Raw genomic sequence first — 12244 nt, 5'->3', positions numbered from 1 at the left:
CGTGACCGCACCCCGGCCAGCGTCCGCTCGATATCCTGGGCCGCCTCCGCGAGCAGCGTTCCCTCCTGCGTCAGCACCGAACCCTGCGGGGTGCGCGTCATCAGCACCTGACCGGTCTCACGTTCGAGCCGCGCTATCTGCTGCGACACCGCCGACGGCGTCATGTGCAGCTCGTCGGCGGCCGCCAGGATCCCACCCGCCCGCGCCACCGCCAGCAGGTAACGCAACCGTCGCGGATCGATATCCATTCACAAATCCTAAACCCAGGGTGCAGAACATTTCACTTGTCCTGAACCCCTGGGCCACCACATACTTCCGGTGTACATCGTGAGAAGACGTGAGAGGAGGAGCCGTGACCGCGGCGGTGCTCGGGTGGGTAGGAACAATCGGCACACTGATGGCGTACCTGTTGGCGAATCGCGGCCGGTTGTCGATCAACTCCCGCCGCTACGCCATGGTCAATGCCGTCGGTGGCGTGCTCAGCGGCACCGCCTCGACCCTGTACGGCGCATGGCCCAGCGCAGCAGCCAATTTCGCCTGGGCACTCGTCGGCGCGCATGCGCTGCTGATCGGCGTCGGGCGCGGACCCTCCCCCTTGACCGCGGCCCGCTCGCTCGCACGCTCGCGCGGTACCCGGCGGGCCGGAACCAGCTCGTCTCGGCAGCCCCGCCACGTCGGCATCGTCTCCAATCACGCATCGGCGATGCCCGCGGCACCCCGGTGCACCAGCGGTATCCGACCGCCGGCCACCCACGAGTCCTGTGATTCGTCTCACGCGGGCCGGCACCCGAACACGCACACCCCTGCACCGATCGTCGACCGCGACCATGACGGCGTAGGTACTGTCGGGCAGCGCGAGGAGACAGCCACCTCGACATTGCCGGAGAAGTTCGCCATCACGTGTGTCATGAGCACGATCGTCGACAATGATGCGGCACGGGTGGTCACCGCCTGATGTGGCGGTGTTCGTTGGGAACCTCCGTGGGCCGGCTCATTTCTCCAGCGTGCCCACCGCGGCTGATCCCGCATGCCGGTCGCCGGAAACTACTGGTGGGGCGGCCGGTTCCGCGGAGCTCGGGCTACGGGCGATGAGCCGGGCCACCAACCGACACGCCTCGAGGGGTTGGCTGGAGCCTGCGCGCACGTTCAGTGTTGGCCGTGCGCCGCAGGTCCGAAGAAGGCCGCGAACGTCTGGATCAGCTGGGCCGAGGCGCGGTTGATGCCGTCATGGCCCCCGCGGACCGCCGCTGCACGGCCGCGCGGCAGTGCAGCAGCAAGGGCATCGTTGAGTTGTTCGTAGTAGGGCGGCCCGTCCGCCCCCCTCACCAACAGAACCTCCGCAGTCACCGCCGACCAGCGGCTCGCCGGACCGTCGGCCCGTGCGATCGTCTGCGACTCGTCCAACGTCATGGGCAACAAAGCACCCATGGTGCGCCCGACGGGAGTGCGCAACAACAGTCGGCTCATAGCGATCTGCACACCCAGCGGCAGGGTGCCCACCCGCGACTGGGTGTTGATGCCGGCCCCGGTGATCGCCATCGCACGTGCAATGTCGCCGTCCCGGGCCGCTGCGCTGGCACTTTCCAGCCACTGCGCGGGGAAGAGACCGTTCACGGACACTGCTGCGTCGTAGAGAGCGAGACGCACGATGGGCAGTTGCCGGGCAGCCGTCAGGGCGATGAATCCACCGCTGCTGTGGCCGATAACGCCATCCGCACCCGTGTTTTCGAGCACCGTTCGCAGGTCGTCGACGTCCTCCTGAACGTCGTAAGGCTCCGAACGGGGCAGCGCATCTCCGCGTCCGCGTCGGTTATAAAGATGAACGGTGAATCTATCCGACAGTTTGCGTGCCAGTCGGCGATAGGAATCGATCGTCACCCCGCCGCCATGAACGACCACCAGAGCGGGGCCGTCGCCAACTGTATGCAGGACGACGTCGCCCACCTGTTCAACCCGCTCTTGCATCGCCGCCTCCTGAGGTGCGTACTCGAACAATAGCAAACAGTGTTCGCAGTTTAGGATTGTGAGGTGAGCGACCAACCCCGACCCCACGAACGCAGAGCCTCCGCCGGGGAGACGCCCCGGCGTCGACGAGGTCCGGTCCCCGCACACAGCCGCGACGAGATCGCCGCAGCTGCAATAACACTCACGGATCGCGAAGGTTTGGCCGGCCTGTCGATGCGGGCCGTTGCCGCAGCGCTGGGTACCGGCGCAGCTTCGCTGTACCGGTACGTGGCATCGCGGGACGAACTTCTCGCGCTCATGACGGATCACGTCATGTGCGAGCTCCGCCCGTACCCAGCCGGCCATGATCAATGGTTGGACACCATGCTCGAGATGTCCCGTCGACAGTTGCACCTGTATCGGCGTCACTCCTGGCTCCTCGACGTCACCCAGCAATCGCCCGCGTTCGGTCCCGAAGCCCTGGCGTGGCTGGATCACTGCCTGCAGGTGCTCGAACCAGTCACGGCCTCCAGTCGGGCGAAATTTGAGGCGATCGCGATGGCAACGGGAGTCACAACGTTGTTCGCCCGCAGCGAGCTCGCTGCGCAGCCCGCACTTCCCCCGATCGACAGCCATGCGTACCCACACGTGGCCAGGGCGATCTCCGCGGACGCAACTCCCGCGCCCACCGATCGGGACCTCTTCGAGGATGCCTTGCGCAGCCTCCTGGTCGGACTACTGTCCTGAGAACGACACCCCGGCGGCTGGCACTCGACCTCGCCCATGACAGCGTAGGAACGAAGGGCGTCGCGAACGAGCACCCGGTCGGGCGCCTCGAGGTAGCCGCAGGAACACGACCGCGCACTACGTGAGGATCCTGATTTACCCATCGATAAATTGCGCACAGAAGATGCTGCCACTTCTCGTCCAGTTCCGAAAGAAAATCGCTGGTGGCCGCGGTGTGGTATGAATCTTACGACGGTTAAATGCAGGCTCGGGATGTTTCCGACGGCCCCGTTGCCGCGGAGGGTGTCGATCGCCTGGGCGGGGAGACCAGAGATGCGAGGACCGGGTATGACGTCGATCAGCAGTACGGATGATCGCGGCACCACGCAGGCCAGAAGAGGTGCCCGCGGGCACCGCGCCGATGTCGGCCAGGCCCGAGTCATGGATGCCGCCCTGCAACTTTTCCTCACCCACGGCTATGCAGGAACGAGCCTGAAGGCTGTCGCGGACGAGCTCGGCATTTCACCGCCGGCCTTGTACTGGTACTTCCCGTCGAAAGAAGATCTGTATCTGTCGGTACTGCAACGGTCGATGGAAGACTTCACCAGCTATGTGGGGGAATCCGTCGTCATCGATGACGACCCCGTGTACCAATTGAGCCAATTGGTCCGCGCGCATGTCACCTGGCAGCTCAACCAAGCGAACGCCGCTCAGGCCTTCGATCTAGCTATGGCTGTCAAGGGTCGGTCGATCAACATCCCGGAAGAGAGATTGGCGCCGGTCGTCAAGATGCAGACGGACTATGTGGCTCTGGTGCGTTCCATCCTTCAGGAGGGGGTTGACGACGGAGTCTTCGTCGTCGACGACATCAAGACCACAGCCTTCGGCATCATCACGCTGTGCGAGTACGTCACCGCCTGGTACAACCCGGCGGGCGAGCTCTCGATCCCCGCTGTAGCCAACCGCTATGAGGGAATGGTCAGGCGCATGGCGGGTATCGTCTCCCACCGCACACCCAACTCGGCCACGTAATAGGCGACTGAGTGCGCCCCCGGAACAAGCGGGGTAGCGCACGCCTATTCGTGACGAGGACCGGTGTCAGCGCAGCAGTCGAGGTCGACCACCGATGCCGCGAAAGCGCGGACTTCGGAACCTTTCGACCTGCAGAACTCGGTGTTCTCCTTGCCGGGTGTGCCGTCTCCGCCTCTCGCCACGCACGCCACCGACCGAATTGTCGCCGATCAGCCGGCGTAGGTTGTCCGGACTCACGCACCAGGCACCTGCATCCGAAACCCGCCCGCGCACACGTCTGTGAGTCGTACTCGCAGCGGCCGTGACAGCAATCTCCCGGCACGACCTCGACTCCCGGGTCGCAGCAAGCTTTATGGACATTCAATTGAATGCGTTCTCCTCATCGATCCGCGCGACCCGATGGAGTCACTCAGCCCGCCCTCACGAGATCGCATCTCCCAAGCCCTGCCCCCTACAGGGAAATACCGAGCCAACTGTCCAAGGAAAAATCGAGTGATCAGTTGACAGCCCGACACGAGGCCCCTAAATTAACATTTATTCGATGATGTGGCCTGGGACACACTCCGTGTGATCCTCATTTCCGGCCGCATCACTCCCCTGAGGGCAGAGGCCTCGTGGCAGTAGAGCTCGGCTCACATCGGCGTGAGTTCGACGAACAAATTTCTGAAGCGGTCATACCGAAAGGGCCCCAAACAGATGTCAACACAGGACGATCTCGGTCGGACTACAGCAACCACGCGGACAGCGGTACCAGTCGCCACGCCGACCGGCACCCTAGACACCGGTGCACGAAAAGGAACTCGCCTCGAAGGCCGCATGGGCGGCGTCTCACTCGCGCTCACCGTGTTGGCCTTCTCCGCTCCCCTGTCGGTCGTCAGCGGCTACATCCCGTTCACGATCGTGTTCAACGGCATGGGCGCTCCGTTCGCCTTCGTCCTCGCCACAGTGATCCTGCTGCTGTTCAGCGTCGGATACGTCACGATGGCCAAATGGCTGCCTCGTCCCGGCGCCTTCTACGCCTTCATCAGTACCGGACTGGGCAAAGCCATGGGTCTGGGCGCAGCGTATCTGGCGTGGATCTCCTACCTCCTTGTCCTGACAGGGACCTGCGCGTTCCTGGGAATCACTGCCACCGCGCTCATCGAGAGTTTCGGCGGGCCGCATACCGCCTGGTGGATATGGTCGGCACTTTCTTGGCTCATCGTCTCCGTCTTCGGGTACTTCAACATTGAACTGTCCGCCAAGGTGCTGTCGATCGCGATGGTCCTGGAGGTCACCCTGGTCCTGATCTTCGACACTTTCGTTACAGCAAAAGGTGGTGCAGAGGGCCTTTCGACAACACCGTTCCTTCCCACGACCTTCCTTCACGGCGACATCGGTGTGACGATGCTCTTCGCGATGATGGTCTTCATGGGCTTCGAAGCGACCGCGATTTTCCGCGAGGAGGTCCGATCCCCGGAGCGAACCATCCCCCGGGCCACTTACGGGGCGGTGCTCTTCGTCGGATGTTTGTACACGCTCTCGTGCTATGCGCTGGTGGTTGCGTTCGGGTCGGGCGCGGTAGACACCGCGACAGCCGCCCCTGCAGCGATGTTCAACGAGGCGATCGGCCGATTCGTCTCGCCGGTGTTCGTCAACGTCGGCCTGGTGTTGGTCATCACGTCTGTTCTCGCGGCAATGTTGTCGATCCACAACGTCATCGCACGCTACGCATTCAATCTGGCCAACGACGGCGCGCTTCCTCAATACTTCTCTCACGTGCATCCCGTCCACGGATCACCAGGACGGGCATCAAACTTGGCCGCCGCAGCAGCCGGCCTCGTCGTCCTGGCGATGGCGACCCTCCCCTTCGACGAAGGAGTGCTGTACGCGCAGATGGTCGGGCTCGGATCACTCGGAGTGCTCGCTCTCATGGCGGTCGTCAGCGTGGCTGTCGTGACGTGGTTTGCACGAAACCGCAGCACCATTCAGGAGAGCTCGATCAAGTGCTACGTTGCGCCGGCCCTTGCCGCTGTCGCCTTGGCCATCACCGTCGTCCTCGCCGTGGCACACCTTGAACTCTTGGTGGGCGGCGAACCGGGCCAGTACACCTGGCTGGTCGGCATCCTCGTCGCCATATTCCTGCTCGGCGTTGCAGTCGCACTCTTCTTCCGGCACAACAACCCCGTGAAGTATCAGCATCTCGGGCGTTCGGAGTAATCCTCCACCGATGCACGCGTGGCCCCGACATCCCGGTCCGGGCCGCGTGACAACACCTCAGCAAGCCATCTCCACAATCCGATCCGATCGAAAGGCAGCGACACAATGTCTCCACAGAACTCGAGCGGCCGACTGGCAGGCCGGACTGCGATCGTCACCGGCGCCGGACGAGGCATCGGCGCGGCCATCGCGCAACGTCTCGCAGACGATGGTGCCAAGGTCCTCCTGGTCGGGCGTTCCCGCCAACCGCTGGAGGAGACCCGGGAGAAAATTGCGCAGACCGGCGCACATGCGGATATCGCGACCGGCGACATCTCCGTCGCTGACGACGTCGACTCCATCGTCAGCCAGGCGATGAGATCGTGGGGTCGTGTCGACATCCTCGTCAACAACGCAGCCGTCTATGACGAACCGCCGTTCATGGAGGTATCACCAGAGGCTTTCAGAACAACGTTCGACATCAACGTGATCGGGACATTCCAGATGTCACAGCGCGTGGCCAAGGAGATGATCGGAGCGGGCGGCGGATCGATCGTGCACATTTCATCGATCGACATCTATGGCGCAGACGGGCCGGTCACCGCATACACAGCAACAAAAGCCGCTGTGTCGAGCATGGCGCGGACCATGACGATGGAACTGGCACCACTCGGAATTCGCGTGAACACCGTGGCCCCGGGATTCATCAACGCCGACATGCTGATCAAGACCTCGACGCCGAATATCGTCGAGCACATGACAAAAGACTTCAAGAGGGTGCCGATCCGACGTCTGGTCGAGCCCGAAGAAGTAGCCGCGGCTGTCTCCTTCTTGGCGTCCGATGACGCAACGGCAATCTCCGGCATCGACCTCGTCGTCGACGGCGGTCTGACCGCGAACCTGTACGCCATAGAGACACTGCCCGACCCGATGATCCCGCTCGGCAACGGCTAACTATCGGGTATTTGCAGGATCCGCGCCTCGTCGGGTCGGTGTGACACGAGCGACGAGGCGCGGTGCCCCCAGCACGGCCATATGGGAATTCAGCACAGAAAAGGGACTCAGCACAGTGGATGCATGCACCTCCGAACTCACACCGGCGAACCTCCGGCAGAGCACGGAACATCGTTACTTTCCATGGGACGAACCGCGATTCGCACTCGACCCCTACCCCTGGTACGCGCGGGCCCAGGCCGAAGCTCCGGTACTCTACGACGACCTGGGGTTCTACGTTGTGTCGCGCTACGACGATGTGATGGCATACGGCAAGCATCCGACGATGTCCGTCGAACCTGGTTGGGATGAGGCCGGCCCGTGGGCGATGGTTCGCGACACCGTGATCGGCCGGGATCTGCCGGACCACACAAGACTGCGCCGCCAGACCAGCAAATGGTTCGGACCGAAGATAGTCACACAGTGGACGGAAACGACTGCCGCTGTCGTCGTCGAAGTCTTGGAAGCGCACGAGGACAACATCGTCGACGGCTGGCACGACCTGTCGGTCCTGCCCACTCACCGAACCATGTGCCGAGTGCTCGGCGTTCCAGGTGGTGAGGCCGATGAGATCCAGCGCTCCATGTTCAAGACCATGCCGATGCTTGCCGCAATTCCCGAGGCCGGGACCACCGAGCTGGCAGAACAGGGCTTCGAGGAGTTGACCAGCCGCGTCTCCGCCCTGATCGAGGCACGACGTGCCGAACCTGGCTCCGGTTTGCTCGACTCTCTGCTCTCCGCCGCCGAACATGGTGAGATCTCGTCGCAGGAGGTGAAGGCAACGACGCTCATGCTGTACAGCCTCGGACACATGGACGTCGGCTACCTGGTCGCCGCCGGTCTGAACATTTTCGCCTCGATGCCAGAGGTATATTCCCGCTACCGCACCTCGGCCGAGCACCGAGATGCGATCATCAACGAGATCGTCCGATTCGACCCCCCGGAACTGTGCTTCTATCGCACGTCCACCTCCGACATCACCATCCGATCTGTCGACATCCCGGCAGGCTCCAAGGTCCGATTCATGATCGGCGCCGCGAACCGCGATCCCGATATATTCACCCACCCACAAGAGTTCGATATCGAGAGGCCGACACACGAGAGCCGGAACCTGTCCTTCGGTGTCGGTTCACACAGCTGCGTCGGACAGCACATCTCGCGCGCGCAGGCACGCGTCGTGTTCGATCTCCTCGCTGAGCGATACAGGCACATCGAATATGCCTCCGCACCCCAGATGGATAACACAGACTTCTCACGACACTTCACCTCTCTGAAATTGCGGCTCGTACCCTGACGTGCTCGAGGGATGCTCCCGCGGTGCCCCTGACAGCATTCGCAACGGGCACCCCCGCGGCGGTCGCCGCGGCTCTGCGGAGACCGCCGCTGGGAGATCCGTTCCGCCTCTCGCGCGGAGTTCGGTGCGCTGCACCCGATGCCAGGCGCGTCCCGCTCCGGTATCACCAGCACGTGGCCACCGATTCCGCCCGCGCCGAGCGTCAGGCCGACGAGATAGCGGCGGTCACCGAGCCGTGTCCATTCCTGTGAGAGAACCGTGCGTAACCCGGCAGACAGAAAGACCACGGCGTCGTTGCCCGACTCGAGGGTCTCTGCGGCGGCTTCTGTAGCCCACCGCATCCACACGATCAGGCAAATGTATGCCGTACTCGGTCAGCCAGTGGCTCCGAGGTCGCATAGATCCAGGCCGGTCGCGCAATGAGACCGAATCCATCCGCCCCTCTCGTAGATCCGCGTCTAGTCGGTGGAGGTGACACGCGCGGGAGAGCGGCGCGGTGGCGAACCTTCCCGGGAAACCGCCGTTGTGGTGTCTGCCGCGGCTCTCGAGCGGACTGCTGGTGTCAGGAAGATGGCGACAATCACGAAGCTCAGCGGCAAGACCAGAGCTGCCCGCAAACCCACGTTGTCACCGATCAGTCCGATGACGGGCGGACCGGCAAGGAAGGCAAGATAGCCGATAGTTGCAACGACACTGACGCGTGTTGCGCTATTTGGTCCCGAGTCTCCGGCAGCCGAAAGCGCAACGGGAAATCCAAGCGAGGCGCCCAGGCCCCACAACACGATAGCCGCGACCACGAGCGCGTGACTTTCCGCGGAGATCACCACGATGAGACCACCCGCGCCGAAGACGGCGCTCGCTCGGAGTACCGCTGCGCGACCGATCACCTCGAGGATTCGGCTGCCGGCGAACCGACCGACGGTCATGGCTGCCGCGAAAGTTGCGTAACTCGCGGATCCCCAACTGGCATCGAATCCGTGTTCGTCGACCATGATCAAAGGCAACCAATCGTTAGCCGTGCCCTCCGCGAGCGCCATCGCCAGAACGATGACACCAATGATCACAAGACGCGGATCTCTCGCGATCGCCAGCGACGATTCGACGTTCGATTCCCCACCTTCGACTCGACCGTCTCGGCGTCCCGTGGCCGGTGGGATGAACCGCGAAGCATTGAGGAGGCCGACGCAGACCAACGCGCCGACGATGAGAAGGTGCCAGCCGACCGCGAACCCGTTCCACGTGAACAGAATCCCTGCGCTCGCCCCAATCACCGTGCCGAGACTGAAGAATCCATGCAGGGCAGCCAACACCGGTTTTCCGGTCACCCGTTCGACCTGCGCTCCGTCCACATTCAGCGCAACCTCGACACTGCCGATACCGAGGCCATAGAAGCAGAGCCCGATTGCGACGAGGGGCGCAAAGTGCATTGTCGTCCCGCCGCCTATGAGCGGCATACTCAGGACAATCCCCCAAGTGCCCACGATTGCCACAGGCTTTGTGCCGAATCTCGACACAAGGGGACCGGCGGCAAGCACGCTGGTCATCGACCCGATCGACATCCCGAGCAGAATGAAACCCATCTCCGCCGTGGACGCGTGTACTGCATCACGAATCGCTGGTGTCCGAGTAACCCACGACGCCAGCGCAATACCCTGTACCAGGAAGAGCGTGAAGAGTGCGTATCGGCGTCGCTTCACCGCGTTCTGAGTCACGAAACCTCCATTATCGCTGGAGTGCAGCTCTCGATACGAGTTGTCCGATTTTCACGCGACGGAAGCGAGACGCCACGGCAGGTCGTGTATTGCTCCTCAGTCATCGATCTCCCAGTACTCGAGATAGTGCGACGGCGCGCCGCCGGGGTTGGGGCCGTAGATGCCCAGCATCCGCGCGAAGGCCGGTGCCCAGTACTTTCCGGTCTTGCCGGCGGGGACACGGATGTTGTCTCCCGCCCGCGCGACCACTTCGAGGCCGTCGACCTCGACGTGGAGCGCGCCGGCCAGGACGAAAGCGTTCTCGTCGTGAGGATGGTGATCCGTGAATCCTGCCTGCAGCAGTTCCCATTCCGAGATCGCGTATCCCGACCACCCGTCGGGTCCGGGTGGCACGATCCACCGCGACCGTATCCGCGGGTACTTGTCCGACACCGGCTCGAGCCCCGCCGCGGGAGTCAGGACCGGTCCGGTTGGGGCAACGTTCACGATCAGGATTCCTCTCCTCGAAATGCGGACGGATCAGAAGACTGCGAACACTTTCCGGACCGTTGCGTGGAGGTCCCATTTCCCGGACCAGCCGCGCGGGAATACCGCGGTGTCTCCGGATTTCAATTCGAACGACGTCCCGTCGTCGGGTGTGATGGTCATGTGCCCCGCGATGATGTGGACGACCTCGTGGGTTTCCAGTTTCCAGTACGACGGGCCGGGCGCGCACTCCCAGATTCCGGCCGACGCGTCACCTTCTTCCCACATCGTGACGCCGGCGGTGGTCATTTCGGGTCCGGTCGCTTCCGGTAGCGGTCCCCAGTCCTCGAGTTCGGTCTCCGCTGCGGCTGGGATATATGCGGTCAGGGCTGGAACGGTCATCACGGTTTCCTTCTGTGGTTGTTTTGTTTGCGCGCCACCGGCGTGGTTACACGGTGGCGCCGAGACTGGCCAGCGCGCTGACGATCTCGTCGATCCGCGACTTGGCGTCGCCGAAGAGCATCTGGGTGTTGTCCCGGAAGAACAGTGGGTTCTGCACGCCGGCGTAGCCGGCGGCCATCGACCGTTTGAAGACAACCACGTTGTCGGCTGCCCACACGGTGAGCACGGGCATGCCCGCGATCGGGCTACCCGGGTCCTCGGCCGCAGCCGGGTTGACGGTGTCGTTGGCGCCGATCACCAGGACGACGGAAGTGCCGGCGAAGTCGTCGTTGATCTCCTCCATCTCGAAGACGATGTCGTACGGGACTTTCGCCTCGGCGAGCAACACGTTCATGTGGCCGGGCAGGCGGCCTGCGACCGGATGGATACCGAACCGGACGTCGACGCCGTTCTCACGCAACCTGCGGGTCAGCTCGGCGACTCCGTATTGGGCCTGCGCTACAGCCATGCCGTAGCCCGGGGTGATGATCACCGAGTCGGCAGCCGACAGCAATTCGGCGACAGCCTCCGCGCTGGTCTCACTGTGCTCCCCGTGGTCGGTGTCCTCGCTCGGCCCGGCCTCGATCCCGAAGCCGCCGGCGATGACAGAGAAGAACGACCGGTTCATCGCCTTACACATGATGAAGGACAGGTAGGCACCGGACGAGCCGACCAGTGCGCCCGTGACGATCAGCAGGTCGTTCTCGAGCAGGAAGCCCGAGGCGGCCGCGGCCCAGCCGCTGTAGCTGTTGAGCATCGACACGACGACCGGCATGTCGCCACCACCGATCGACGCGACCAGGTGCCAGCCGACCAGCAGCGCGAGGAGCGTGACGGCGATGAGCAACCAAAGCTGCGGGTCGAGCACGAACCACACGGTGAGCACGCCGAAAGCGACCACCGCGGTGAGGTTCAGGACGTTCTTGCCGGGTAGCGTCAGTGGCGAGGACCTGATCCTCCCCGAGAGCTTGAGGTAGGCGACGACGGAGCCGGTGAAGGTCACCGCGCCGATGAAGACACCGATGAACACTTCCGCGGAGTGGATGCCGAGCATGCCCTGCCCTTCCAGGGTGCGTGCGTCAGTGCTGCCGTCATGCTCGACGTGCAGGTAGCCGTTCCACCCGACCAACACCGCTGCGAGTCCGACGAAGCTGTGCAGCAGGGCGATCAGCTCGGGCATGCCCGTCATTTCGACGACCCTTGCCCGCTGGAGACCGATCGCGGCGCCGACCAGCATCGCCACCGCGAGCAGACCCAGGCCGATGCCGGAAATGCCGCGGTCGATCGCCAACCCGATGGTCGCGACGAGCGCCACCGTCATGCCGGCGATCCCAAAGCTGTTGCCCATCTTCGCATTCTCATGTTTCGACAGCCCGCCGAGCGCAAGGATGAACAGGAGCGCCGACACGAGGTAGGCCGCGTAGGCGGCCGATTCGATTGATATCAAGGTTGATCAGCC

General features: G+C 63.5%; 12 protein-coding genes. 6 read left to right on the top strand and 6 right to left on the bottom strand.

What is annotated here, in order from left to right; genetic code table 11:
- The coding region (locus ACFTWF_RS05210; RefSeq protein WP_378460197.1) for a LysR family transcriptional regulator at positions 1–248 on the bottom strand (248 nt) is incomplete at its 3' end.
- A 104-nt stretch (positions 249–352) separates the two neighbouring features.
- On the opposite strand from ACFTWF_RS05210, the gene ACFTWF_RS05205 reads away from it, so the two are divergent.
- The gene (locus ACFTWF_RS05205; protein WP_378460196.1) at positions 353–955 is read left to right on the top strand and encodes a hypothetical protein; all 603 of its coding nucleotides are present in this window, start codon (positions 353–355) and stop codon (positions 953–955) included.
- A 191-nt stretch (positions 956–1146) separates the two neighbouring features.
- On the opposite strand, the gene ACFTWF_RS05200 is transcribed toward ACFTWF_RS05205, so the two are convergent.
- Complete coding sequence (locus ACFTWF_RS05200) at positions 1147–1965, bottom strand: alpha/beta hydrolase (protein WP_378460195.1); 819 nt, start codon at positions 1963–1965, stop codon at positions 1147–1149.
- 63 nt (positions 1966–2028) lie between these two features.
- Between ACFTWF_RS05200 and ACFTWF_RS05195 the strand changes: the two genes are divergently transcribed.
- The 5 genes from ACFTWF_RS05195 to ACFTWF_RS05175 all read left to right on the top strand — a co-directional run bounded on the left by ACFTWF_RS05195 (position 2029) and on the right by ACFTWF_RS05175 (position 8167).
- On the top strand, positions 2029–2691 hold the full coding sequence (locus ACFTWF_RS05195) for a TetR/AcrR family transcriptional regulator (protein WP_378460194.1): 663 nt from the start codon (positions 2029–2031) through the stop codon (positions 2689–2691).
- 327 nt (positions 2692–3018) lie between these two features.
- The gene (locus ACFTWF_RS05190; RefSeq protein ID WP_378460193.1) at positions 3019–3702 is read left to right on the top strand and encodes a TetR/AcrR family transcriptional regulator; all 684 of its coding nucleotides are present in this window, start codon (positions 3019–3021) and stop codon (positions 3700–3702) included.
- A gap of 642 nt (positions 3703–4344) precedes the next feature.
- The gene (locus ACFTWF_RS05185; protein WP_378460192.1) at positions 4345–5901 is read left to right on the top strand and encodes an APC family permease; all 1557 of its coding nucleotides are present in this window, start codon (positions 4345–4347) and stop codon (positions 5899–5901) included.
- Positions 5902–5919: 18 nt separating this feature from the next.
- Positions 5920–6834, top strand: a complete 915-nt coding sequence (locus ACFTWF_RS05180; protein ID WP_378460191.1) for an SDR family NAD(P)-dependent oxidoreductase — start codon at positions 5920–5922, stop codon at positions 6832–6834.
- A gap of 115 nt (positions 6835–6949) precedes the next feature.
- Positions 6950–8167, top strand: coding sequence for a cytochrome P450 (locus ACFTWF_RS05175; RefSeq protein WP_378460190.1), 1218 nt, complete (start codon positions 6950–6952; stop codon positions 8165–8167).
- A 458-nt stretch (positions 8168–8625) separates the two neighbouring features.
- On the opposite strand, the gene ACFTWF_RS05170 is transcribed toward ACFTWF_RS05175, so the two are convergent.
- The 4 genes from ACFTWF_RS05170 to pntB form a co-directional block, all read right to left on the bottom strand.
- Positions 8626–9879, bottom strand: coding sequence for an MFS transporter (locus ACFTWF_RS05170; RefSeq protein WP_378460189.1), 1254 nt, complete (start codon positions 9877–9879; stop codon positions 8626–8628).
- A gap of 96 nt (positions 9880–9975) precedes the next feature.
- The gene (locus ACFTWF_RS05165; protein WP_378460188.1) at positions 9976–10365 is read right to left on the bottom strand and encodes a cupin domain-containing protein; all 390 of its coding nucleotides are present in this window, start codon (positions 10363–10365) and stop codon (positions 9976–9978) included.
- A 33-nt stretch (positions 10366–10398) separates the two neighbouring features.
- Positions 10399–10746 (bottom strand): cupin domain-containing protein, encoded by a 348-nt coding sequence (locus tag ACFTWF_RS05160; protein ID WP_378460187.1) that lies wholly within the window; start codon positions 10744–10746, stop codon positions 10399–10401.
- A 46-nt stretch (positions 10747–10792) separates the two neighbouring features.
- Positions 10793–12232: a Re/Si-specific NAD(P)(+) transhydrogenase subunit beta gene (gene pntB, locus ACFTWF_RS05155; protein WP_378460186.1), complete on the bottom strand. Its 1440-nt coding sequence runs from the start codon at positions 12230–12232 to the stop codon at positions 10793–10795.
- Positions 12233–12244 lie beyond the last annotated feature (12 nt).

Origin of the sequence: Rhodococcus sp. NPDC056960 (assembly GCF_042674125.1) — a bacterium.
Taxonomy (GTDB): domain Bacteria; phylum Actinomycetota; class Actinomycetes; order Mycobacteriales; family Mycobacteriaceae; genus Rhodococcus_F.
The sequence above is the reverse complement of the archived record's forward strand: the minus strand, read 5'-3'. Positions and strand labels throughout refer to the sequence as shown.

What these genes read in the sequence shown, in the direction of transcription:
- ACFTWF_RS05160 (WP_378460187.1), bottom strand. Translation starts at nt 10,746, where the DNA reads ATGACCGTTCCAGCCCTGACCGCATATATCCCAGCCGCAGCGGAGACC.
- ACFTWF_RS05190 (WP_378460193.1), top strand. Translation starts at nt 3,019, where the DNA reads ATGACGTCGATCAGCAGTACGGATGATCGCGGCACCACGCAGGCCAGA.
- ACFTWF_RS05200 (WP_378460195.1), bottom strand. Translation starts at nt 1,965, where the DNA reads ATGCAAGAGCGGGTTGAACAGGTGGGCGACGTCGTCCTGCATACAGTT.